The 24,098-nt window shown below is 60.4% G+C and carries 23 protein-coding genes; 7 read left to right on the plus strand and 16 right to left on the minus strand.

Features of this window, described 5'->3' with window-relative positions; all coding sequences use genetic code 11:
• Positions 1 to 27: 27 nt before the first annotated feature.
• Entirely contained in the window at positions 28 to 1,299 is a 1,272-nt protein-coding gene (gene pepB / locus H598_RS0119410; RefSeq protein WP_028114483.1) for an aminopeptidase PepB, read from the plus strand.
• A gap of 56 nt (positions 1,300 to 1,355) precedes the next feature.
• On the opposite strand, the gene H598_RS0119415 is transcribed toward pepB, so the two are convergent.
• Entirely contained in the window at positions 1,356 to 2,231 is an 876-nt protein-coding gene (locus H598_RS0119415) for a GGDEF domain-containing protein (protein ID WP_028114484.1), read from the minus strand.
• Between the two features lie 136 nt (positions 2,232 to 2,367).
• On the minus strand, positions 2,368 to 2,880 hold the full coding sequence (thpR, locus tag H598_RS25055; RefSeq protein ID WP_051252891.1) for an RNA 2',3'-cyclic phosphodiesterase: 513 nt from the start codon (positions 2,878 to 2,880) through the stop codon (positions 2,368 to 2,370).
• Between the two features lie 135 nt (positions 2,881 to 3,015).
• Between thpR and hrpB the strand changes: the two genes are divergently transcribed.
• Entirely contained in the window at positions 3,016 to 5,478 is a 2,463-nt protein-coding gene (gene hrpB, locus H598_RS0119425) for an ATP-dependent helicase HrpB (RefSeq protein ID WP_028114485.1), read from the plus strand.
• Complete coding sequence (gene mrcB / locus H598_RS0119430) at positions 5,479 to 7,878, plus strand: penicillin-binding protein 1B (RefSeq protein ID WP_028114486.1); 2,400 nt, start codon at positions 5,479 to 5,481, stop codon at positions 7,876 to 7,878.
• On the opposite strand, the gene rsmS is transcribed toward mrcB, so the two are convergent.
• The 10 genes from rsmS to H598_RS0119480 all read right to left on the minus strand — a co-directional run bounded on the left by rsmS (position 7,875) and on the right by H598_RS0119480 (position 17,448).
• The gene (gene rsmS, locus H598_RS0119435) at positions 7,875 to 8,024 is read right to left on the minus strand and encodes a pleiotropic regulatory protein RsmS (protein WP_028114487.1); all 150 of its coding nucleotides are present in this window, start codon (positions 8,022 to 8,024) and stop codon (positions 7,875 to 7,877) included. The two genes, mrcB and rsmS, sit on opposite strands and share 4 nt — an antisense overlap.
• A gap of 217 nt (positions 8,025 to 8,241) precedes the next feature.
• Positions 8,242 to 8,628 (minus strand): hypothetical protein, encoded by a 387-nt coding sequence (locus H598_RS0119440; RefSeq protein ID WP_028114488.1) that lies wholly within the window; start codon positions 8,626 to 8,628, stop codon positions 8,242 to 8,244.
• Between the two features lie 163 nt (positions 8,629 to 8,791).
• Positions 8,792 to 10,090 carry a BamA/TamA family outer membrane protein gene (locus tag H598_RS0119445; RefSeq protein ID WP_028114489.1) on the minus strand — a complete coding sequence of 433 codons (1,299 nt, stop codon included), beginning with the start codon at positions 10,088 to 10,090 and terminating at the stop codon, positions 8,792 to 8,794.
• A 167-nt stretch (positions 10,091 to 10,257) separates the two neighbouring features.
• Entirely contained in the window at positions 10,258 to 11,973 is a 1,716-nt protein-coding gene (locus H598_RS0119450; RefSeq protein ID WP_028114490.1) for an alpha-amylase family glycosyl hydrolase, read from the minus strand.
• Positions 11,960 to 13,198, minus strand: a complete 1,239-nt coding sequence (locus H598_RS0119455) for a glycosyltransferase family protein (RefSeq protein WP_028114491.1) — start codon at positions 13,196 to 13,198, stop codon at positions 11,960 to 11,962. Before H598_RS0119455 ends, H598_RS0119450 begins: the two co-directional genes overlap by 14 nt.
• The gene (locus H598_RS25060) at positions 13,171 to 14,049 is read right to left on the minus strand and encodes an HAD-IIB family hydrolase (RefSeq protein WP_051252892.1); all 879 of its coding nucleotides are present in this window, start codon (positions 14,047 to 14,049) and stop codon (positions 13,171 to 13,173) included. The genes H598_RS0119455 and H598_RS25060 overlap by 28 nt, the downstream gene beginning before the upstream one ends.
• 133 nt (positions 14,050 to 14,182) lie before the next feature.
• Positions 14,183 to 14,950, minus strand: a complete 768-nt coding sequence (locus H598_RS0119465; protein ID WP_211227329.1) for an SDR family NAD(P)-dependent oxidoreductase — start codon at positions 14,948 to 14,950, stop codon at positions 14,183 to 14,185.
• On the minus strand, positions 14,905 to 15,309 hold the full coding sequence (locus H598_RS0119470; protein ID WP_028114493.1) for a thiol-disulfide oxidoreductase DCC family protein: 405 nt from the start codon (positions 15,307 to 15,309) through the stop codon (positions 14,905 to 14,907). The genes H598_RS0119465 and H598_RS0119470 overlap by 46 nt, the downstream gene beginning before the upstream one ends.
• 120 nt (positions 15,310 to 15,429) lie before the next feature.
• On the minus strand, positions 15,430 to 16,269 hold the full coding sequence (gene fghA, locus H598_RS0119475; RefSeq protein WP_028114494.1) for an S-formylglutathione hydrolase: 840 nt from the start codon (positions 16,267 to 16,269) through the stop codon (positions 15,430 to 15,432).
• A gap of 48 nt (positions 16,270 to 16,317) precedes the next feature.
• On the minus strand, positions 16,318 to 17,448 hold the full coding sequence (locus H598_RS0119480; protein ID WP_028114495.1) for an S-(hydroxymethyl)glutathione dehydrogenase/class III alcohol dehydrogenase: 1,131 nt from the start codon (positions 17,446 to 17,448) through the stop codon (positions 16,318 to 16,320).
• Between the two features lie 244 nt (positions 17,449 to 17,692).
• Here H598_RS0119480 and H598_RS0119485 point away from each other — a divergent pair, with 244 nt between their 5' ends.
• From H598_RS0119485 to H598_RS0119500, 4 genes are all read left to right on the plus strand, one after another.
• Positions 17,693 to 18,562: a LysR family transcriptional regulator gene (locus tag H598_RS0119485; RefSeq protein ID WP_028114496.1), complete on the plus strand. Its 870-nt coding sequence runs from the start codon at positions 17,693 to 17,695 to the stop codon at positions 18,560 to 18,562.
• Positions 18,563 to 18,693: 131 nt separating this feature from the next.
• A complete protein-coding gene (locus tag H598_RS0119490; RefSeq protein WP_028114497.1) occupies positions 18,694 to 18,969 on the plus strand; it encodes a YihD family protein in 276 nt (91 codons plus the stop codon).
• 110 nt (positions 18,970 to 19,079) lie between these two features.
• Complete coding sequence (locus H598_RS0119495) at positions 19,080 to 19,892, plus strand: DUF2797 domain-containing protein (protein WP_028114498.1); 813 nt, start codon at positions 19,080 to 19,082, stop codon at positions 19,890 to 19,892.
• A 178-nt stretch (positions 19,893 to 20,070) separates the two neighbouring features.
• Positions 20,071 to 21,678 carry a polysaccharide deacetylase family protein gene (locus H598_RS0119500; protein WP_028114499.1) on the plus strand — a complete coding sequence of 536 codons (1,608 nt, stop codon included), beginning with the start codon at positions 20,071 to 20,073 and terminating at the stop codon, positions 21,676 to 21,678.
• Between the two features lie 189 nt (positions 21,679 to 21,867).
• Here H598_RS0119500 and H598_RS27125 read toward each other — a convergent pair whose 3' ends face one another.
• The 4 genes from H598_RS27125 to pyrB all read right to left on the minus strand — a co-directional run bounded on the left by H598_RS27125 (position 21,868) and on the right by pyrB (position 24,061).
• Positions 21,868 to 21,993 carry a hypothetical protein gene (locus tag H598_RS27125; protein WP_281171328.1) on the minus strand — a complete coding sequence of 42 codons (126 nt, stop codon included), beginning with the start codon at positions 21,991 to 21,993 and terminating at the stop codon, positions 21,868 to 21,870.
• Positions 21,994 to 22,004: 11 nt separating this feature from the next.
• Entirely contained in the window at positions 22,005 to 22,382 is a 378-nt protein-coding gene (locus tag H598_RS0119510; protein WP_028114500.1) for a hypothetical protein, read from the minus strand.
• A gap of 291 nt (positions 22,383 to 22,673) precedes the next feature.
• A complete protein-coding gene (gene pyrI, locus H598_RS0119515) occupies positions 22,674 to 23,135 on the minus strand; it encodes an aspartate carbamoyltransferase regulatory subunit (RefSeq protein WP_028114501.1) in 462 nt (153 codons plus the stop codon).
• A 2-nt stretch (positions 23,136 to 23,137) separates the two neighbouring features.
• A complete protein-coding gene (gene pyrB / locus H598_RS0119520; protein ID WP_028114502.1) occupies positions 23,138 to 24,061 on the minus strand; it encodes an aspartate carbamoyltransferase in 924 nt (307 codons plus the stop codon).
• Positions 24,062 to 24,098 lie beyond the last annotated feature (37 nt).

The following is a 24,098-nucleotide window of genomic DNA, read 5'->3' on the forward strand; positions in this document are numbered from 1 at the left end:
GAATAACAAAATGAAAGGGAATACAGCATGAGCAAGGTTATGAAAGTGGTTCTGACTCACGACAGCGCCGCGGCTCACTGGGGAGACGCCAGCGTTTCCTTTGACGGTGACACCGCCTCCATCCACCTGAGCGACGGCGATCATGGCCGCCAGGTGCAGGCCGCGGCCCGTAAGTTGAGCTCACAGGGAATTCGATCGGTTCGTCTCTGTGGCGACCTTTGGACCGCTGCACTGCAGTGGCAATTTGGCGGTGGCTTCCAGACCGCCAAGCTGGATGCGGAGATTCAGTGGCTCAATGAAGATGCCCAGCTGGCTCGTCAGTGGCAGTCCGCTACCTGGCTGCGGGAGCTGGTCAACATGACACCGGAAGATCTGAGCCCGGAAGTGCTGGCGGATCGGGTGGCGGAGAAATTGACCGAACTGGCCCCGGACAAAGTCAGTTCTAAGCAATGGGTTGGCGAAGCCTTGCTGGCGGCAGGGTGGGTCGGCATCCACGGCGTAGGCCGGGGTTCAGAGCGACCACCGGTGATGCTGGAGCTCGATTACAACCCCAGCGGCGAGGCCGATGCGCCGGTTGAGGTGGCGTTGGTCGGCAAAGGCATCACCTTCGATTCCGGCGGCTACAGCATTAAGCCCAGCGCCTCCATGGTGGCGATGAAGTGCGACATGGGTGGGGCCGCCACCGTTGCCTCGGCCCTGCACCTGGCGATTGCCAACGGCCTGGATAAGCGAGTGAAGCTGTTCCTGTGCTGCGCCGAGAACCTGATCTCCGGCCATGCCTACAAGCTGGGTGACATCCTCACCTACAAGAACGGCACCAGTGTGGAGATCGTCAACACCGACGCCGAAGGTCGCCTGGTACTGGCCGACGGCCTGCTGGCCGCCAACGAGGCCGGGGCCAAGCGGATCATCAATGCGGCGACTCTCACCGGTGCGGTGATGGTGGCACTGGGGGATGACTACAACGGCCTGTTCGGTCTGCATGACGGTGCCTGCAATGACGCCCTGGCGGCGGCGGCGCAAGTGGATGAAGGGTTGTGGCGCCTGCCGCTGGCCAAATTCCATCAGTCGAAGTGCCCGTCGGCGTTTGCTGATACCGCCAACAGCCGGGCTCAGAAAGGTGGTGGTACCGGTGGTGCGTCCAACGCAGCGGGCTTCTTAAGCCGGTTTGCCGGAGAGCCGGAAAATGGCTGGCTGCACTTCGATCTGGCGGCGTGTTACGCCGACAGCAGCAACGGCATGTGGTCTGAAGGGGCGACCGCCGTTGGCATGCTGACCCTGGCGCAGTTGTTGAAATAAGCCGCAGTGACAACAGCAACAACGCCTCGCCCAGTGCGGGGCGTTTTTTTGCTAGCCTAACCGGTATGGGTGGCGTTGGCGGCCAGGCGCAGATCCGGACAGCACTCGACCCGGTTGCGGCCATTTTGCTTGGCCTGGTACAGGGCCATGTCGGCGGCGGCCAGCAGTTGACTGGCATCGGCATTACTGGCGTTGCAGCCGGCCACACCGATGCAGACCGAGAAGGTCAGTGGTGGTCGGGGCTGTTGATTGAGTTCCGGTAACGCGATGGACAGCTGTGCCACCTCTTTGTGCAGTCGCCGTGCAAGGGCATGGGCTTCGTTGCCGCAGGTGTTGGGTAACAGCACCACCACCTCTTCGCCGCCATAACGGGCCACCACGTCGGCATGACGGGTGTGGCGCATCAGTAACTGCCCCAACGCTTTGAGTACTTCGTCTCCCACCGGGTGGCCGTAGCGATCGTTGACCAGTTTGAAGTGATCGATGTCCAGCATCATCAGGGTCAGGGGGCGATTGCCGGTCCGGCAGATCAGCACCTCTTCTTGCAAGCGCCGGTCCAGATAACGGCGGTTGAAGATCTTCATCAAGGGATCGGTGATCGCCTCTTTCTGCAGATGGTAAACGGTTTGCACCACTTTGGTGGTGCGCAGAGACAGGGTGCACACCCACAGGACAAACAGGGCGCCGCCAAGAAAGATCGTCGGCACGATCATGCTGGAGCCGTCCACATAGGTGTCCCAGTGCAGCAGGCTGTAGCCGGCGTATCCGCAGATAAACAGCAGGATCAGTACTCGCAACCCTTGCCAGTGGTACTGCAGAGCTCGGTTCGGCAAGCGCCTGAGCAGTGCGGTGACCTTAACTGTGGCCGCGGCAAGCAGGGCAATGCCTGCCACCACCATCAGGTTTCCGATCCAGAAAAAAAGTGCGTCCATCCCTTGGCCCCTTTATCAGCATTACTGCCGGTGATGGAACCATGATCTGGAATTTAACTCTCTGATTCTGTTAGGTGCTTCACAGGAGTTGCGAAAGGAGTTTTCTCGATGGCTAGAGTGTGACCCGGCGGAGTCCTCAGGCATTGCGCCAGCGCATCAGCGGGCTGTACACCAGTTTGCCCATGTCGCGGTAGGAGCGAACCAGTTGCACCTCATTCAACGGCAGGGACAGCGGCTCCGGTTGGGGCAGTTCAATGGCACCGTGCACATTGCGATACAGGGTCACGTGGGGGCGAAACGGTGCCCGGTGGGCGTGCAGCCCGTGCTGGGCGGCGTCCCGTCGTAGCCGTTGGGCCAGCCTGCTGAGGGCTATGGGGGTATCGCCGCAGCCCAGACACACCACGCCGGCCCGCTCGAAATGCAGGTAGCGATCCAGGCTCAGGTGCAGTTCGGGCACCGGCAGATCCTGCCAGCGTTGCAGCAACTCCTGTTTCTGGGTCTGGGTCACCGGCCCCAGAAACGCCAGCGTCAGGTGAAACTGGGTCGAGGGCACCACTCGGCCGATGTTGCCGAGATGGGTTTGATGTTTGATCAGTGCCATCTGGTGACTGATGCCAACCGGAATGGCAAAAAACAGCCGTTCAGCCATGTCGCACTCGTAGAAAAGAATACCATTTTCAGTATATTCCCCTGCGAAGCCGATTGCGACCCGGTCGGACTATTGGCCTGCTGGCGGCACGGCGGTACACTGATCCCTTTGTCACCGTCAGGATGCCGTTGCCCCTTGTCCACACTGCCCATTGAACAGGTCTATGTTCCCCTTCGCCAGGCGCTAGCCGGCGGCAATCAGATTATCCTCCAGGCCCCGACCGGGGCGGGTAAATCCACCGCGTTGCCCCTGGCGATGCTGAACTGGCCGGAGATTGACGGCCGGATTATTCTGCTGGAGCCGCGGCGTATCGCCGCCCGGGCCATTGCCCGCTACCTCGCCGCCCAGTTGGGGGAGTCCGTGGGGCAGACGGTCGGCCTACGGGTTCGGGGCGAGACTCGGGTCAGTGCCGCCACTCGACTGGAGATCGTCACCGAAGGGGTGCTGACCCGGCAGATTCAGAGCGATCCTGAACTGGATGGGGTGGCGTTGGTGCTGTTCGATGAGGTTCATGAGCGCCACCTGGCAACGGATCTGGCGCTGGCCCTGGCGCTGGAGGTGCAGGGGGGGCTGCGTGAGGACCTAACGCTGATGCTGATGTCGGCGACCCTGGAGGGGCAACCCTTCCAACGCTGTTTGCCGGACGCCCGCCTGGTGGCCAGTGAAGGGCGCAGCTTTCCGGTGACCCTGGAGTACCAGCCAGTGCCTCAGGGACACCAGTGGTTAACGGACACCGTCAATCAGGTGCAGCGCCAGCTCAGCCAGCGAGCCGGTAACCTGCTGGTGTTTCTACCCGGACAAGGCGAGATCCGCCGGGCCCACACCCTGCTGCAGGAGCGGGTGGGTGAGGAGGTAGACCTGTGTCCCTTGTACGGCCAGCTGTCACCGCAGCAACAGGATCGGGCGATTCAGCCACCGGCTAATGGGCGCCGAAAGGTGGTGCTGGCCACCAACATCGCCGAATCCAGCCTGACCATCGAGGGGATCTCGGTGGTGGTGGATGCCGGTTGGCAGCGTGTGGCCCGTTACAACCTCAAATCGGGTATCAGCCGGCTGGAGACCGCCCGCATCAGCCAGTCTTCGGCAGCGCAGCGCAGTGGCCGTGCCGGCCGACTGATGGCAGGCCATGGCGTGCGAATGTGGAGTGAGTCGATGCAGCATGGGCTGGCGGACGCCGACGCGCCGGAGATCAGCCAGGCGGATCTGACCACTTTGGCGCTGGAATTGGCCGCCTGGGGCTGCCGGCAGGCCGAGGAGTTGCTGTGGCTGACTCCCCCTCCGGCGGCGGCCATGACCCGGGCCTGGACTCTGTTGCAGCAGCTGGAGTTGGTGGACGAGCAGCATCGTCTCACCGCCATGGGCCGGCGGGTGCACGGCCTGGGCAGCGATCCTCGTTTGGGCCATATGCTGATCAAATCCGGTGATCTGGGCATTGACGGTCTACAGGCGCTGGCCTGTGAACTGGCGGCACTGCTGGAGGAGGGGGATCCCCTTCGCGGCCGTCAACCCGGAGTCGACATCGAGCTGCGCATCGGCAAGCTGTCCGCCGCGGCCAAGTCTCAGCGAGACAAATGGCGACGCCAACTTGGTTGTGGCAGTCGAGTGGCCAGCAGTGGCTATTGCGGCCTGCTGTTGGCACTGGCCTACCCGGATCGTATTGGTCAGCCTCGGGGCAACGGCGGTCGTTATCAGCTCAGCGGCGGCAGCGGTGCGGCGCTGCCTCAGGACGACCCCTGGCAGGGGCGGCGGCAATTGCTGGTGGCGGCGCAGTTGTCCGAGCGTCAGGGCCAGGGGGATGCCCTGGTGCACCTGGCGGCCGAGGTGGAGCTGACCGAGTTGGAGCAGCAGCTACCGCACCTGCTGAGCTGGCAGCGTCGTCAGCATCTGGACGCCAAAAGCGGCGAACTGGTGGCGGAGAAGCAGCTGTGCCTGGGCGCGCTGGTGATCAAGACGCAGCCACTGACCGACATCAGTGAGCAGGATTACGTTCAGGCGCTGATTGAGGTGGTTCGACAACAGGGGTTGGCCTGCTTGCCATGGACCGAGTCGCTGCAACAATGGCGCCTGCGCCTTCGCCTGGCTCGGCAGACATTGCCGGAGATGGCCTGGCCGAACCTGGACGATGAGACGCTGCTGGCTTCCCTGGAACAGTGGCTGGCGCCCTATCTGAGCGGATTGAAAAAGCGCTCGCAACTCAAGACGCTGGATCTGGGCAGCATTGTCCGCAATCAACTGGACTGGAGCCAGCAGCAGCAGTTGGATGCCCTGTTGCCGACCCATTGGCAGGTGCCAACCGGCAGCAAGATCAAGCTGGAGTACCACGATGACGGTGTGAAACTGTCGGTTCGAGTACAGGAGATGTACGGTGAGGCCAGCACACCGATGCTGGCCAATGGCCGCTTGGCGGTCACCCTGGAGTTGCTGTCGCCGGCTCGGCGGCCGTTACAGGTCACCGAAGATTTGGCCGCTTTCTGGAAGGGATCCTGGAATGAGGTCAAGAAGGAGATGAAGGGCCGATACCCCCGCCATCTGTGGCCAGACGATCCGGCCCAGACTCAGGCCACCCGATTAACCAAGAAAAGGATGCAGCAGCAGTAGATGGCCAAGCAATCCAGCAACGGCGGCAAGCGTCCCGCCCGTACCCCGGCCCGAAAGCGGCCGGCGAAATCGACCTCAAAACCCAAAGCGACGTCGGCTAAGCGCCGGCGTACGCCAGGGCGCCGTGCTCAGGGGCGCAGTTGGGGCAAGCGACTGGGGCTGCTGGCCTTGTTGTCACTGGTGCTGCTTGGGGGCATCACCGCCGCCTACTGCGTCTACCTGGATCAGATCATTGCCGAAAAGTTTGAAGGTCAGCGCTGGCACCTGCCGGCGCAGATCTTTGCCCGGCCCATGGCCATCTACCCCGGTGCCCCCATCACCCATGCTCAGTTGAAGCAGGAGTTGGCGCTGCTGGGGTACCGCAATACCGGCACCCCCCGTCGCGAAGGCGAGTTTGCCGTTGCCAGTCATAAGGTGGAGCTGTACAAGCGGGCTTACGACGGCCCCAGTGGCTATGAGCCGGCGCAGCGGGTGTTCATCACCTTTTCCGATAACCGGGTGACTCGACTGCAGCGATCCAGCGACGGTCGGGATCTGGGCTTTGTGCACCTGGAAGCTTTGCTGATGGATCGCATCGTTGCCGGGGATCGGGAAGACCGGCTGTTTGTGCCCCGGGAGCGGATACCCGAAAGCCTGGTGGATGCGTTGCTGCGCACCGAAGATCAGGATTTCTATCACCATCATGGGGTGGCGCCGCTGGCCATCGCTCGCGCGCTGCTGGTGAACATCAAGGCCGGGCGCACGGTTCAGGGCGGCAGCACCTTGACTCAGCAGTTGGCGAAAAATTTCTTCCTGACCCGGGACCGCACCCTGTGGCGTAAAGTCCGCGAGGCGTTGATGGCGCTGATCATCGATTACCGCTACGACAAAGACACCATTCTCGAGGCCTACCTCAATGAGGTGTACATGGGCCAGGATGGCAGCATCGGCGTGCACGGCGTCGGCCTGGCCGCCCGTTTCTATTTTCATCGGCCCATCGAAGAGCTGACCATCGCCCAGCAGGCCACCCTGGTGGCGATCATCAAGGGGCCTTCCTACTACAATCCCTGGCGTTATCCACAGCGGACCCTGAAACGACGGGATCTGGTGCTGAGGTTGATGCTGGAACAGGGAATGATCGGCAAAGATCAGTACCAGCTGGCGGCGTCTCAGGACGTCGGAGTCCGGGATCCTAAATCCAGGCAGCGGCATCGGTTGCCGGCGTTTATGCAGCAGGTGCGTCAGGAGCTGGCCACCCGCTATGGACCACAGACCCTGAAGCGTTCGGGCCTCAAGGTATACACTACCTTGGATCCGCTGGCGCAGCGCTCCGCCGAACAGGCGGTGGAGAAGGGGATGGCTCGCCTGAGCCAGGATCGTAACGATCCCAAGCTGCAGGCCGCCATGGTGGTGGTGGATCGCTACCAGGCTGGGATTTTGGCGATGGTGGGGGACAAGGATCCCGACTTCAAAGGCTTTAACCGAGCCTCCGATGCCATTCGCCCCATCGGCTCCTTGGTCAAACCCTTTGTGTATCTGACCGCGTTGGCGGATCCCCAGCACTACCATCTCGCCAGCCGTATCAAGGATCAGCCCATCAAGCTCAAGAGCAGCGGCGGCAGCGTCTGGGCGCCAAAGAATGACGACAAGCAATACCGGGGTGAGGTGTCGCTGGCGGACGGCCTGGTGCGCTCCTATAACGTGCCGACGGTGAACCTGGGGATGGCAGTGGGCCTGGATGCGGTCAACGACACCCTGCAGCAGGCCGGTTGGCCATTGCCGTTGCAGCCCCGACCGTCGATGTTGCTGGGGTCGATGGAGGCCAGCCCGCTGCAATTAGCCCAGTTGTACCAGACCCTGGCCGATGGCGGTCGTTATCGGCAGTTGTACAGCGTCAAAGCGGTATTGGATGAGGACAATCAGCCTCTGGCGGAGCACAAGGAGAAGGTGACTCATGCGCTGTCGCCTCAGGCCAGTTACCTGACCAACTACCTGCTGACTCAAGTGGTGGAGCGGGGCACCGGTCGGCGCCTGAAGCAGACCTATCCGGACGTGACCCTGGCCGGAAAGACCGGCACCACCTCCAACGGTCGCGACGCCTGGTTTGCCGGCTTCGATGATCGTGACGTGGTGATCACCTGGGTCGGGCGGGACGACAACAGTGCCGCCAACCTGTACGGTTCCAGTGCGGCGCTGCCCCTGTACCGGCGCTACCTGCAACAGCGCGATCCCTTGTCTCTGGTGCTGACGCCCCCCGATGGCACCGTCCAGGGTTATTTCAATGGCCAGGGATTGGCGGTGGCCTCGGATTGCACGGGTGCGGTTCGCCTGCCTGCCGATGTCAAAAGCTGGCCGAGCCCCTCGGGCTGTGCCGGTGGCAGCCGGGAGAAAAACTGGCTGGAGCGGGTGTTCGGCTTCTAGTCGTCGCTGGCCAGTTTGGCTTGCAGATCTTTCTGGACGATGGCCAGGGCTTTTAGCGCCGTGGCCGGGTCCACTTCGTTGGATTCCAGCAGGTAGATCAGATCCACCGCCAGTTTGACTTCGTCGGGGGCGTGTTCCAATGACATGGTGGCCTCACAGTGGTAACAGGAGGCCACAGTGTACGACGTTGGCGGCAGCGGGTGTAGCCCGCCGCCGGCGATTCGACGCCAGGATCAGCGAATGGGCACCAGATACTGCTGATCCAGTTGCAGGTAAAACGGAATCTGCAGGGTCAACGACCATTCTGTTTTGGCGGTGTCGTGTTTTGTTGGTGCGCGGCAACTGTGGCTGTCGCCGCCGCGGTCAGTCCCGCCACAATTGCGGTGAGCGAAAGGCGTAGCGATACAGGCCCCAGTAATAGGGCAGCATGACGGCCGACATGACTCCATAGGCCACCAGCATCTGCAGCGAACCGGCCTCGGCCATGATTTGCTGTAGCTCCGGTTGCACAAACGGCAGGATCACGATGCTCAGCAGGATGGCAAAAAAGTAGCCTTTCCAGAAGCTGGCGGTCAGGTAACGGCCTTGCCTGGCACGGCCCCAGAGGGCAATGAGGCCGAAGTAGGTAAACACAATCAGTGGCAGATCGGTGACAAAATCCATCAGGCCATAGTGGCCGGACAGCGACTGCAGCGCCTTGTTGCCTAGGCCGAGGCCAACCAGGAGAACCACATAGATAAAGAGGTACATAGGTCTGATTCCATTCAGATTCTTAACAGTGGTTGGCCAGAATAACCCTCCTGAGTTGCGCCGCGCAAATTTTGTTCGAATTTCGTATTTGGTTTTTGCCGATGGCGGCAATCACCGCCATCGGTGCTGTTGCCATCGAGAGTGATGGCCGGCTTCTTTGATTTTAGAAGGGCTGATTGACCACCACTCGTACCTGATTGCCCTCTTCGCCATAGGCGATGTCCAGCCTTGCCAGCACGTTTTCGACCCAGAAGCGGATGCCGAAGCCGGCGCTCCAGTTCATGTCCTGATGCAGGGTCGACAGGTCGAATTGATCGTGCACCCGGCCGACACCGACGTAGGCGGCGAACTGCCACCAGGGAAAATAGTAGCGGTCAATAAAAGGGATGCTGCCTTGCGGCTGCCAGGTGGGAACGCTGCGGTATTCCGCTCCGTAGTAGATGGCGCTGCGGTCGTGGAAGCGATCCGACTGGTAGCCGCGCAGCCGGTCCCAGCCTCCCAGCTTGGATTGGGCAAACCAGGGCGGGCGGTGCTCATTGCCTTCGCTGCCACTGTCCCAGGTGGGGACGTCGGCCAGATACGCTGTCAGCGACAGGGTCTGCTGTTGACTCCAGTTGTTGCTGCCCAGGTTGAGGTAGTGGGCGTATTGGGCCTGCCAACTGGTGTAGCTGCTGCGGTCGTCATCGCCCCAATCCCGCTGCAGATCAAGCTCGAACCGATAGCCGCGGCTGGGGGAGGGCACGTAGTTGCGGGCGTCCATGTCGAGCCTGAGGGCGATGCCGCCGGTTTGTTCCTCATCGCCATCGGCGATCTGCCGCGATTCATAGAATGGCTTGATGGTGATGCTGGACAGGGGCTGGGGCGACTCGCCATCCAGCTGTTGATCGACGGGCAGCATCGGCTCCGGGCCAAAGGCCTGACGCAGCCGAAACGGGCGGCTTTCCCCGGCGCCGAAGGGCAGCACGTAGCGAAAGCTGGCGGCGTAGCGCTGCTGATCTTCCTGGCCGAGGACAAAATTGTTCTTATCGGATCCATGGCCACCGGCGCCGCCGTTGAACCCGGGGGCGCCGTCGACGTAGACCTGGGACTCCTTAAAAGTGGCGTTGATGGTTTCCAGATCCACAAACCAGCGGCTGCTGTCGCTGAAGGTCAGGTTATAGATGCCGAGAAAGGCCACGTAGCTGTCGTTGTCGGAGTAGGCGCCGACCCCGACGATCTGTGACTGAGGCTGCAACAGCCCCTGAAAACTGCCGGCGGCGGCACCGGTAAAGCCCATGCTGGAGGAGGAGAATACGAAGGGCACCACCGCGTTGCGACTTTGGCCTTCGGGGCGGGCGCCGCTGCCGGAGGTATCATGGACGGCACCGCCTCCGTCCGGGCTGTCGGAGGGCGACTGGGCACGGTCGCTGGCCCAGCCAGCGCTGGTGACAAGAGTCAGGGCAAAGAGTGTGGTGCGGTACATGGAGCGTCCTCTGGCAATGTTGGCGCCGAGGGTACCGTTTTTGGCGTCGAAAAACCGTAATGCTGTTGTGAGCGAGTGTAACGGTTGATGAGCGGCGACGCGGTGATTCCTGGCTGCAGCCTCGTTGTACCAGCATTTTAAGCAATAGTAAAAAGTGAAAGAGCGTTTTATTGATTTGTCAGCCACAGGCACTGATAGGGGGCCAGGGTCAGGCGCGCATCGGTGCGCTCAAGGGTTTGATTGCCGATCAGGTCGCGCCAGCAATCGGGTTCGATGAGGTTCAGATCCGCCAGGCACAGGGACTGAGGTTGATGGCTGAGGTTGTGAACGGCAAAAATGCTCTGCCGGCGATCCCGACTCTGGCGCCACAAGCCAAACAGCGACTCGCCCAGATGCAGGGTGAACTGAGTGGCATTGGGGTGGAAGGCGGGCTGTTGTTGCCGCAGTTTCAGTCGCTGCGACAACTGCTCCAGGGCCTGATGTCGCGGACTGGAAGGGTCGATGAGGGCGGCTTCTAACTCGACTGCCGACCAGTTGTGACGGTTGATGGCGCGGTTATTGCTGGTATTGGCCAGTTTCTGCTGGTCATTTTCGGTGGCCAGCAACGAGTGCAGGTACAGGGCCGGAATCCCCTCCAGCCCCAGCATCAGGGTGTGGGCGCACAGGAACCGTGCCATCTGCCACTGGTCTTGCTGCAGTAGGGTGCCCCGGCAGGCGTCAAACAGGCTGATGTTGATCTCATAGGGACGTGGGTGCTGGCCCGACAGGCTACGCCAGGAGATTTTGCCGCCAAAGGCCTGCATGCGGTTGGCCATGGCATCGATATCGTGGTCACTGAGCAGACCCTCGACCGGACGCAGGCCGATGCCATCGTGGGAAGCCAGGAAGTTGAGGTAGGCGGTGCCTTCCCGGGTGGGCGGCATGCTCATCTGCCAGCGACGCAGCGCGGTACTGCTGCCGCTGAGCAGGGCATGCAACACCAGGGGCGGCAGGGTAAAGTTGTAGATCAGGTGGGCTTCGTTGCCGTTGCCAAAATAGCTCAGGTTGTCGCGGTTGGGAATGTTGGTTTCGGTGATCAGCACGGTGTCGGGGGCCAGGGCCTCCACCAAGGTGCGCAGCAGCCGAATGATCTCATGGGTCTGAGGCAGGTTGAGACAGTCGCTGCCGGGTTGTTTCCACAAAAAGGCCACCGCATCCAGTCGAATCCAGCGGCTGCCCTGGTCCAGGTAGTACCTGAGTATTTTCACCATCTCAATCAACAGCGCCGGATTGGCGAAATTGAGATCAACCTGATCCGGGCTGAAGGTGCACCAGACATGGCGCTGCCCTTGCGGCGTCTGTACCGCTCGCAGCAGCGGCGAGGTGCGCGGTCGCACCACCTGGCTGAGATCCTCGCCGGGATCGGCGGTGACAAAGTAGTCTCTGCCCGGCGCTTGGCCAGCCTTGAACTGCTCGAACCAGCGGCTGCGACTGGAGCAGTGGTTGAGCACCAGATCCGTCATCAGGGTCATCTGCCGGGCCAGGGTGGCTACGTCACTCCAGTCGCCGAGGCTGGGGTTAACCTGACGGTAGTCCATCACCGCAAAGCCGTCGTCGGAGCTGTAAGGAAAATAGGGCAGCAGGTGCAGGGTGGTAAATCGGTGTTGCAGGTGACGGCGGATAAAGCGACTGAGGCTGGCCAGGGGCGTTTGCCCCGGCGTCAGTATGCTGTCGCCGTAGCTGATCAGCACCGCGTCCCGTTGGTCCCACAGCGGCGCAGTGATGTTACTGAGGGGCTGTGGTCCGCCCATGGCCTGGATCAACTCGCTGGCCAGCGCCGAATGGTCGCCCTCGGGGTAGAGGCGGCGCAGGTGGTCGCACAGCCGGGCGTTAAGCGCGGTCATACTGGCGAACCATCTCACGGTGATCCGCTTCCACGGCATCGATCAGCTGTTCAAAGATGTCCGGCACCGCACTGCGAACCCGGCTCCAACTGGGAATGAACGGTGTCTCCATGGGGTTGTCGAGGAAGTGCAGGCCCGCTTTGAGTACGTTCTCGGCAAACAACTCCACCGATTCCTCTTCGCTGTGAACGTCAAACGCCAAGCCATTGATGGCGGCGTCGTTGCGATAGGTTTCGATGAAATCCAGGGCGATGCGGTAGTAGGTGGCCTTAATGGAGCGGAAGGTCTCCGACGAGAACACCACCCCATTGGTGGCCAGCTTGCGGAAAATGGCCTTGGCGATGTCGATGGACATCTTCGACAGACCGCCGTCGTCGTTGTCCTTGGACAACTGCTGATGTTTGTGGTCGTAGCAATCGGCGATGTCGACCTGGCACAGGCGGTTGCTAGCGTAGTTGCGTTTGACCTCGGACAGCACGCCGATCTCCAGTCCCCAGTCGCTGGGAATGCGCAGGTCGTTGATGACATCGATGCGGAATGAAAACTCACCGGCCAGGGAGTAGCGGAAGCTGTCCAGGTACTCGAGGTATTCCAGGTTGCCGTAGATCTTTTTCAGGGATCTCAACAGTGGCGTGACCAGCAATCGAGTAACTCGACCGTTGAGTTTGGCTGCGGCCACTCGGGCGTAGTAGCCCTTGCAGAACTCGTAGTTGAAGGTGGGGTTGGCCACCGGGTAGATCAACCGGGCCAGCAGGCTGCGATCGTAGGTGAGGATGTCGCAGTCGTGCATCGCCACCGCCTCGCTGTTGCCACGGGCCAGCACATAGCCCAGGCAGTACCAGACGTTGCGACCTTTGCCGAGTTCCGTCGGCGCCAATCCCTGCTCTCGAAGCATGGCGTCGATGGCGCTCAGGCGTGGACCGTCGTTCCACAGCACTCGGTGTTGTTGAGGCAGGCGGCCAAAGAACTCCAGGGCGTGGCGGTATTGGTCCCGATCGGCGCGATCCAGGCCGATGACGATCTCCTGCAGATAGGGCACCTGGCACAACTCGGCCACGATGTTGTCCAGGGCTGGTCCCTGCAGCTCGCTGTACAGCGACGGCAATACCAGGCTCATGGGGCGGGAGCGGGCAAAGCTGCTCAACTCCCGTTCCAATTCGTCGATGGGCCGGCGGGTCAGGTTGTGCAGGGTGGTGATCACCCCGTTTTGGTGAAAGTCGCCCATGTGCTTCTCCCTAAGTCTGAGGAACGGTAGTGATTGAGAATACGCTGTATGGCCTGGTTCCAACCCTCGGGGCCGATTCCGGTGGGCAGCAGGGTGGTGCGGCCTCGGCGCGGTGACAGATGCAGTGGGGCTCGGTCAGGGGTTCGAATCACCACCGCCCAGTCTGCCAGCTCCAGCATGCGCCGGTCGTTGCCGCCGTCGCCAAGGGCGACGATCACCGGCGGGCAGCCCCACAGCCGCTGATAGTGTTGCCGTAGCGGCGCCAGGGCATCGCTCTTATCGTGGTGGCCTTGAATGTGCAGGAAACGCCCGCCCTTCAATGCCTGCAGCTGGTGGGGGGCCAACAGTTGGCGCAGCCGAGCCAGGGTGGCGTCGTCGTGTGGCCACAGCAGGGGTTCGGAGTAGTGACGATCCAGCGCCTGGGCTGCGGCCTGGGGCGTCAGACCGGTGTGCTGACACAACTGGTCGACGTCCCAGTTGGCAAAGCCTTGCAGCGACAGCCCGAGAGGGCTGTGCAGGCGCTGCAATATCTCCAGGATCGCCTGTCGCGGGCGGCCCAGTCGTTGTATTCGCACATCGTTGCCCTCGGGCCAGAGCAGGGCGCCACCGTTCTCGACCACGTAGGGGCAGTGGTTATCCAATTGGCGGCGCAACTGGGCCACTTCCGCCTGCGTCTTGCTGGTATTGAGAATCACCGGAATCGCCAGTGCTGCCAGGCGGGACAGGGCCGGCAAGGCGGCCCGAAAGTGGTAGTGATGATGATCCAGCAGGGTGCCGTCGAGATCGGTGACCACCACCAACGGCGGTGCGACACGGTGCGTAATTGCGGATGTCGGTGGCATTCCCTGCATGCGGACTCCTGACTAAAAACTACCCATTTATGAGTAAGCATTCATGTCGAGACGGCACCTGGTCAAATAAGCATCAGTTTTGAAATGGTAATCAGAACCGGGGTTGCCGTTGCCGAAGCGGCGCGCTAAGGGATTACCAGGGAATGGCTTCTCCGCGCCAGTCCAGGTAGCTGAGCTGGCCGTCGGCCTCAAGCGTCTCGGTGACCCGAAAAAGCTGGTGCGCTGCCTGCTGTGGACTGAGCAGTTGACCCGGTGGTAACCGCGATTGAAATGGTCGCGACAGTGCCGTGTCGACGGTACCGGGGTGATAGGCCACCAGCTTGACCCCTTTGGCGCGGCGGCTGGCTTCCACCGCCGCGGTTTGCAGCAGTTGATTCAGGGCCGCTTTGCTGGCTCGGTAGCCGTACCAGCCCCCGAGGCGATTATCGCCGATGCTGCCGACCCGGGCGCTAAGTACGGTAATGACGCAGTGGCGGCTGCGCTGCAGCAGCGGCAGTAACTGGGACAGCCACAGTGCCGGCACCACGGCATTGCTGAGGTACAGCTTGGTCAGGGCGGTGTCATTCAACTGCTCTATGCGTTTTTCCGGGGATAAGTCGCGGTGGTGCAAGCGGCCATTGCACAGGGTGACCCTGGTGAGTTGATGCCGTTGTGGCATCAATGTTTCCATAACCCCGGCAATGGCAGCGGCGCTGTTGTCGCACTGCAGCCGGGTTAATCTGGGGTGGGACACCGGCTTTAACCCGGAGTCGGCCTGACGACTGACGGCCACCACTCGTTGCGACGACTGCGACAGGCTGTGGTTGGTCAACGCCTGGCCGATGCCGCCGCCAGCGCCAATGATCAGATGCAGGGTCATGGGCGCGACTTCGGTGGCAGCGAACATTGATCGCCGTCGCAACGGGGCGCTCCCATCAGCCAGGCAGAGACCCGGTGTCGATGTCGGGCAAAGCGCAGGTAACCCCAGTCGGCCAGCGGCCGTATCAGTGGCCAGCGCAGCCAGCCGACCAGATGGCCGCGCCCCACTCGCTGCCAGGCGCCGACGGTGACATCCAGACCGGTGACCACCTGACCACGTTCGTTGACCGCATGCAGCACCTGCAGGCAGCGCGCCGGGTCGACCTGGGGAAATTCCGAGTGCCACTGGTCGTCGTAGATGGACACAAACCGCAGCCGTCCGAGGGGATCGCGCTGGCGCAGCAGGCTGACTTCATGGCTGCACAGGGGACAGCGATCGTCGATAAACAGAGTAAAGGTCATGCTGGCTTCCACATCAGGGGGATGCAACCAGTACGTACAGGTGGCGGATTGGGATCGCACTGAGACCAATGGCACCACCTCGGCCTGAGGGCCTAGGTGGTGCCAGGTGGTTCGGCAGCGTCAGTCTTGCAGGTGGCTGGCGTGAAACTTCAGGTGCTGATCGATGAAGCTGGCGATGAAGTAATAGCTGTGGTCGTAGCCTTCGCGCAGATTCAGTTGCAGCGGGTAGCCGCTGGCCTTGGCGGCGGCTTGCAGCGCCTGCGGTTGCAGCTGCTCGGTCAGGTAAGGATCGCTGCTGCCCTGATCCACCAGTGCCGGCGGGCCATTGACGGCGTCGCGCATCAGCAGGCTGGCGTCGTACTGGTGCCAGGCGGCGCTGTCACTGCCCAGGTAGGCGCCAAAGGCTTTCTGTCCCCAGGGGCAGAGGCTGGGGTTACTGATGGGACTGAACGCCGACATGGAGCGGTAGCGGTCGGGATTACGTAAGCCAATCATCAGTGCGCCATGGCCGCCCATGGAGTGGCCGGCGATGGCACGGCGATCGTTGACCGGAAAGGTGGCTTCAATCAGAGCCGGCAACTCCTCGACCAGGTAGTCGTACATGCGGTAGTGGCGGTGCCAAGGGGCTTGGGTGGCGTTGACATAGAACCCGGCGCCCTGGCCGAGATCATAGCCTTCATCGTCGGGCACCTTGTCGCCGCGAGGGCTGGTATCCGGGGCGACAATGGCGACTCCCAGTTCGGCGGCCAGACGCTGCGCTCCGGCTTTGTGCATGAAATTCTCGTCGCTGCAGGTCAGGCCGGACAGCCAATACAGCACTGGAACTCGCTGATCGTTGCTGGCGCCCGGTGGGAGAAAGATGGCGAATCGCATCGAACAGTTGAGGCTGTCGGCGTGGTGGCTGTATTGCTTGTGCCAACCGCCAAAGCTCTTGTTGATGCTGACGTTTTCTAAAGTCATCTGGGGATCCTGTGGCAGAATCCCGGCCAGGGGCCGGGATGCGGTGGATTACTTGTCGAAATGGATTACGGTGCGAATGCTCTTGCCCTGGTGCATCAGATCAAAGGCGGTGTTGACCTCGTCCAGTCCCATGGTGTGGGTGATGAAATCATCCAGCTTGAACTCGCCATTGAGGTAGCGTTCTACGTACTCGGGCAGTTCGGAGCGCCCCTTGACGCCACCAAAGGCGGATCCGCGCCACACTCGGCCGGTTACCAGTTGGAACGGCCGGGTCGAGATCTCCTGACCGGCACCGGCAACACCGATGACCACCGACTCACCCCAACCCTTGTGGCAGCACTCCAGGGCGCTGCGCATCACGTTGACGTTGCCGATGCACTCAAAGGAGTAGTCAACGCCGCCGTCGGTGAGCTCGACGATCACCTCTTGAATCGGTTTGTCGTACTGCTGCGGATTGATGCAATCGGTGGCACCCAGTTTGCGGGCCAGTTCGAATTTGCTCTCATTGATGTCGATGGCGATGATGCGACTGGCTTTGGCCATGGTGGCACCGATGATGGCAGACAGGCCGATGCCGCCCAGACCAAAGATGGCCACGGTGGCGCCTTCTTCTACCTTGGCGGTGTTCATGACCGCGCCCATGCCAGTGGTGACACCGCAGCCCAGCAAGCACACCTCCTCCAGTGGCGCTTGGGGGTTAACCTTGGCCAGGGAGATCTCCGGCAGGACGGTGTATTCGGAGAAGGTGGAGGTGCCCATGTAGTGGTAGATGGGTTGACCGTCTTTGGAGAAGCGGGTGGTGCCGTCGGGCATCAGCCCCTTACCCTGGGTTTCGCGGATCTTCTGGCACAGGTTGGTCTTGCCGGACTTGCAGAACTTACACTCACCACATTCCGGGGTGTACAGTGGAATCACATGATCCCCGACTTTGACGCTGGTGACGCCTTCGCCGACAGACTCGACAATGCCGCCGCCTTCGTGGCCCAGAATGCAGGGGAAGATTCCCTCAGGATCGTCACCGGACAGAGTAAAGGCATCGGTATGGCAGACACCGGTGGCAATCATCTTGACCCGCACTTCGCCTTTTTGCGGCGGCATCACGTCAACGGTTTCCATGGAGAGGGGTTCACCAACGGCCCAGGCGACGGCGGCCTTGGATTTAATGATTTGTGCAGTCATTAACGTTTCCTGTTGTCATCATTGTATTGGGGACGCCGGTTGGCGCCGTTTCGATGCTGAGTAGTATATTTGCTTCTGAATTGTTGATAATCGGCCACTAAGGTAAATTACTTTTACCTGGTGGTAATAATTGAGCGTCAGGCTGACCTGATTTGTCAGGTAAGATTAGCCTCCTGCACGAGGGTGAGGCAGAGAAGTTGTGTGTAGGGCACTGATGAGCCGTTAATGAAGCAAAGGGGGGGCGATGTCTGATTGGAATGGGGTCAGTGAATTTGTGGCGGTATCAGAGACCGAGAGTTTTACCGCCGCCGGCAAACGTCTGGGGATCTCTACCGCTCAGGTCAGCCGGCAGATCACCGCGCTGGAGGCCAGGCTGGCGGCCAAGCTGTTCTACCGTACCACTCGCAAGGTGTCTCTGACCGACGTCGGGCGGGTGTATTACCGTCACTGTCGTCAGGTAATGGACGGCCTCGAAGAGGCGGAGCGGGCCATCAGCAACCTGCAAAGCTCGCCCCGGGGGCGGTTGCGAATTACGGCGCCGGTGACCTATGGCGAGCGCACCATTGCACCGCTGGTGAACGATTTTGCCCTAAAGTATCCGGAGCTGGAAGTACAACTGCATCTTACCAATCAGAAAATCGATTTGGTGGAGGAGGGCTTCGATCTGGCAGTACGCCTGGGACGTCTGGAAGACTCCAGCATGATGGCCAAACGCCTGAGCAGTCGTACCCAGTATGTGTGCGCCGCCCCCGAGTATCTGCAGGCCCATGGGGTGCCTCATTCGCTGTCGGAACTGGAGCGCCACAACTGCCTGGTGGGCACGCTGGAATTCTGGCGCTTTCAGGAGTCGGGTAAGCCCAGAAGCATTCGGGTCAGGGGCAGCCTGAGGTGCAACAGTGGCCGGGCGTTGACCGACGCCGCCTGCAAAGGACTGGGGCTGGTGCAACTGCCGGGTTACTACGTTCAGCGCTACCTGGATCGCGGTGAGTTGGTGTCGGTGCTGGATCATTTTAATGAGCAGGATGACGGTATCTGGGCGTTGTACCCCCATAACCGTCACCTGTCGCCTAAAGTGCGGTTGCTGGTGGATCACCTGGCCGAGCACCTGAGTTGAGGTCTCAAACAGGGCGGTTCGGCTGCCATGGTCAGGATTCAGGCTCGGATGAATTTTGTCAGTGCAAAAAGCGCTTGAGATCACAGTTTGGCAGGATATGATGCCTGAAAACGGGAACGGAGGGAGACCCCATGGCGTGCCATCGAATTGAAGAACTGCTGGAATTGCTGGAGCCGGTGTGGCAGAAAGATCAGGAACTGAATCTGGTGCAGATGCTGCAAAAAGTGGCCGATCAAGCCGGTTTTGACGGCCCCCTGTCGGAGTTGACCGACGACATGCTGATCTATCAGCTGAAGATGGGCGAAACCAGCAAGGACACCATGATCCCCGGCATCAAGAAAGATTACGTCGAGGATTTTGACTGGAAAGGGGCGATCCTAAAGGCTCGCGGCATCGACGACGAATAAGCTTAACCCGCTATCAATGAAGACGGCTGCTTTCGAGCGGCCGTTTTTGTTTGGGCTGACCGTGGGAGTTGTTACACTGGCCCCATCGACCGTGACAGAAGAAACCAAGCATGCAAGGAACCCTGAAAAAGATGCGCAGCCAGTTGGCGGGCGACGTCGACTACACCCTGTTGGTGGGCGAGGAAGCCCTGCCGTTAAATGACGTTATTGGCCAGTCGCTGACCCTGGAGCACACCGGCAACATCTTCTGCGATGCCTGTGGCCGCAAGACCAACAAGAGTTATTCTCAAGGGCATTGTTTTCCCTGTATGAAAAAGCTGGCCCGGTGTGACATGTGCATCATGAAGCCAGAGACCTGTCATTTTGCCGCTGGCACCTGCCGGGAGCCGGAGTGGGGCGAAGCCCAGTGCATGGTGCCTCACTACGTCTACCTGTCTAACACCTCGGGCCTGAAGGTGGGCATCACTCGACACACGCAATTGCCGACACGCTGGATCGATCAGGGTGCCACTCAGGGGCTGCCGATCATTCGAGTGCGCAGCCGATACATCTCCGGGTTGGTGGAGGTGGCGTTGGGGGCGTTCATCAACGACAAGACCAACTGGCGGGCGATGCTCAAAGGCAATAACGACGATCTGGACCTCAAGGCCCAGGCGCACTGTTTGTTGCCGAAGATTGAGGAGAAACTGGCGGCCATTCGCGCTGAGTTCGGTGACGATGCCTATGAGATTCTGGACGAATCCATCGTCGCCATCGATTACCCGGTGAAGCAGTTTCCGGTAAAGGTGGCATCCCACAACTTCGACAAGACCCCGTTGGTGTCCGGCATTCTGTTGGGCATAAAGGGCCAGTATCTGATCTTCGATACCGGTGTGATCAACATTCGTAAGTTCACCGGTTACGAGGTCCGCGTCAGTCGCTGATCTCGGGACTCGAAACCCACAACACGCCGGCCCATGAGGGCCGGCGTTTTTCATTCTGCCTGTCATTTTGCAACGAGGCCGCCACCGCGCAAAACCCAGATAACTATTTCAATGACTTACTAGTTGGCACGGGGTTTGAATAGTCTGAGCATGGTTTTCTGAATGTGCCGAGGTGGTGATGGACAAACTGGTGGTGTTTACCTCCGAGCTGGATTTTTGTCTGTGCAAGACACTGGTGCAGTTGTTGGAGCAGTACCCCAAGCTGCAGCTGCTGGTGTTGAGACAGCCAGCCACCGCCGTTTGGGCCTCACAGTGGCGTCGGCCGACACCGCATTGGTCGCAGTGTCGCTGGCCTTTGAACTCGCCCTCACCGTTGGCGGATACCCTCAACCGGTACGATCCGGGCCGACTTCGTCATCATCCGCGGGTTCAGTTCAAGGTGGTGGACGACATTAACTCACTGAGGATCAGAGTGTTGGTGGAGCAGTATCAGGCGGATCTCGGGCTGTCTTACGGCGATCTGTCGTTACGGCCGGCTCTGCACCAGTTACCGCATTGGGGCACGCTGGCCATTCAGTTGGGTGCAGCCTTTGATGAGGGTCGGGATGCGCTGTTCTGGGCCCTGTGGGAGCAAAAGCCGAGCGTGACCATCCGCGTGCAGCGACTGGAACCTGACCACCGACCGGCGTCGATTCTGCTGCAGACGGAGCTGGCGCTGTCCGCCTACAGCAGTGAGCGCGGGCTTCAGATTCAGCTGGAGGAGTGCCTGATTCAGATGCTGTGTGGTGCCGTGGGGATGATCAGTTGCGAAGAGATGGTGCGTCATTCCCAGGAACCTCTGCCCCGGCGTAAGAAGGTGCCCAGTTTGCAGCAGCGTCGGCAACTGCAGCAACAGCGGCGCTGGGTCTCTCTTCAGAGTGGGTTGCGTACTCGAATGAAGTCGCTGTTTTTTCAAGGGTACAGCCATGTCTGGCGACCGTTATGGCGTGGCCTTGCCGGTTTTCGAGGCTGCCAACGGGTGGTGGTGCTGGCGTATCACCGGGTCAACGACGACCTTAGGGACAGCTTGACTGTGGGTATCGAGCAGTTTGAGCATCAAATGGCCATGGTGGCCCGTCACTGTACCCCGGTGTCTCTGCCCAGCCTGATGGCCGGCAACATTCCCAAGGATGCGGCCAAACCCCTGGTGGCGATCAGCTTCGATGATGGATATCTGGATAATCACGACAATGCGGTGCCGGTGCTGGAGCGACACGGCATTCCGGCGACCTTTTTCGTCAGTACTGCCATGATCGGCAGCAACCAACCGTTTCAACATGATCTGGATGCTCTGGGGCGCGGCTTGCCGACCATGACCTGGGCTCAACTGACTAGCATGCAGCAGCGAGGATTTACCATCGGTGCTCACACCCAGACTCATCTCAATTGTGCCAAGGCATCGTTCTCAAAGGTGGTGGCCGAACTGCAGGCCAGCAAACGGCAGCTGGAGCATCACCTGGGGGCATCAGACGTGCTGTTTGCCTATCCGTTTGGCAAAGCGTCTGACATTAACGATGCGGTGATGGCACAGGTAAAGGCGTTGGGATTCCGGGGGTGTGTCTCCTGTCATGGAGGCACCAACGAGGGCCGCATCGACCCCTTTGATGTCAAACGCATGGGGGTGGACGCCAACTGCAGTGACGTGGCGTTCAGGGCGATGATCGAGGGATTTTGTCCGCCGAGGCTGAAAGCCAGGCCCGAGAAACGGATGTCGCGGCTGCCCAACGCCGCCACTCCACCGATTTAGGGAAGGCCCGCGCAGAGGGTTCGATAAGCATGCAGTAGCCGGAGCCGACGGTGTCGGCTGAGTTGAGAACTCAATCTTAAGGAGGAGGGAATTTGTCCGTTTATCCAGTCTCAGAACTGCAGGGGGCGCGGCAATGCTGAATGCCGTGATGCCCTGAACCGTCAAGAGGAGGCCAATGAATCGTTAGCGTCAATACCATCCTGCTTTATAGCCGCCGCCTGGCGGCTTCTTTTTGAGTGCGGCTGCCAGGTTGCCGCCATCAATGGCCATCATTTCCAGCCACAAAAAAAGCCGCCATCGGGCGGCTTTTTTCAAGACCGAAGGCCTTAGTTCTGGAAGGTGGCATCCCAGTCGCCGTAGTTCTCGTCACCGGCAAAGATGGTCAGCTCAGGCTGGCTGCCCAGGGTGGCTTCGATCAGCGCGGCGATGCGAGCGGCCTGCTCTTCGATGTTGGCTTCGGCAGTAAAGAAGTGGATGGCCACATGATACTGGTTATTGAAGTAGGCCAGGAAGGTGCCCACGGTGTCATTGGCGGCGTTAAATACGGCTTCGTCCAGCTTTTCGAACAGTGCAATGTCGCCGTCGAAACGGATGTGAACGCAGGTGGAAGCGAACTCACCGATGGCCAGCTTTTTCAGGTGGCGAGGTTTGTGGTGACGCTTGACTTCCGGTTTCGGGAATTCGGCAACGGCGGTAATGTTCATCTCTGTCTCTCTTGTCTACAGCAGAAGGGGCGCTGCCGGATGTGGACAGCAATGGGCGGCGCAGGCCGCGGTTTCAGCGGCGCTACTCTAGCCCAGATTGGGGCAAAATTCCAATGACGACATGCAATTGATCGGCCCCGATCGCTGCCGGGATCCCGGCGGCGGGGTTTTCGCTGCCCGGTCAGGGAAAATTACACAATGAGCGGATCGGGTATGCGGGGTAAACAGGCTGGCGATTAACTGGCATAAAAGCGGTTACATCACCATCGCCGGTGACGTAACCGCTGGGCATCAGTTCAGTTCACTGAACAGCGAGGTATGGAAGCTCTTTTCACAGAAGTGACACTTGAGATCCGTCTGTCGGGGCTTCTGCCGCACGTAGAACCGGGTGGTGGCAGGCTCATGATGGGTGATGCAGTTGCTGTTGGGGCAGCGCAAGACGCCATCGATGGACTCGGGCAGTTGCACCAGGTACTTGTTGACCACCTCAAAGTTGCGAATCTCATTGATGGTGGCCTCGCTGGCAAACAGCGCCAACTGGTTGGCCTGTTCGACGGTGAACACGGTGTTCTCCACCTTGATCAGGTCCTTCTTGGCCTCATCGCCACTGCGCAGGTTCAGGCCGACTGTGATGCGTTCGTTCTTGTCGGTCAGTTGAAAGAACTTGAGAATGCGCACGCCCATGCCGGCGGGGATGTGGTCGATGACGGTGCCGCGCTCAATGGCTTCCACTTTCAATTTGTTTTTCGCCATGATTACAGCTCCTCAGACAAAACTAGGGCTAGCAGCGCCTGGCGGGCATAGACACCGTTTTCAGCCTGCTGGAAATAGTAGGCGTAGGGGGTGGCGTCGACGTCGGTGGTGATCTCATCGATCCGCGGCAGCGGGTGCAGAATTTTCAGGTTGTCTTTGACACCACCCAGCATACCCGCCGACAGCACGTACTTGGATTTCATGTGCTGGTATTCGGTGGGATCGAAGCGCTCTTTCTGCACTCGGGTCATGTACAGCACGTCCAATTGCGGCAGCACCTGCTCCAGATCGTCCACATGGGTGAAACGTATGCAGGCATCACTGAGCTCTTCGCACAGGTAATCCGGCATGCGCAACGGCTCCGGGGCGACAAAGAAGAACTCGCAGTCAAACAGCGACAGCGCCTGGGCCAGGGAGTGAACGGTGCGGCCGTACTTCAGATCACCGACGAAGGCGACCTTCAGCCCCTGCAGCGACCCTTGAGTTTCGTAGATGCTAAACAGATCCAACAGGGTCTGGGTCGGGTGCTGATTGGCGCCGTCGCCGCCATTGATCACTGGCACACTGGAGTACTCGCTGGCCAGTCGCGCCGCGCCCTCCTGCGGGTGGCGCATGAAGAAGGCATCACTGTAGGAGGAGATGACTTTCACCGAGTCGGCCAGGGTTTCGCCTTTTTGCGCCAGCGAGGTATTGCCGCCGGAGTCAAAGCCGATGACCGAGCCGCCAAGGCGCTGCACCGCGGTTTCAAACGACAGCCGGGTGCGAGTGGAGGCTTCGAAGAAACAACTGGCGATCACTTTGCCGGCCAGTAGTTGCGGTCTGGGGGTGGTTTTAATGGATTGAGCAGTGGAAACGATCAGTTCCAGCTCACTGCGGGACAGATCCGCAATTGAGACGATGTTCTTATTATACAGAGGGTTTGTCATGCTGAATCCCTAGGTTTCGGCATTCACCGAATGTGTC

It is taken from the genome of Ferrimonas kyonanensis DSM 18153 (assembly GCF_000425405.1).
Lineage (GTDB): Bacteria > Pseudomonadota > Gammaproteobacteria > Enterobacterales > Shewanellaceae > Ferrimonas > Ferrimonas kyonanensis.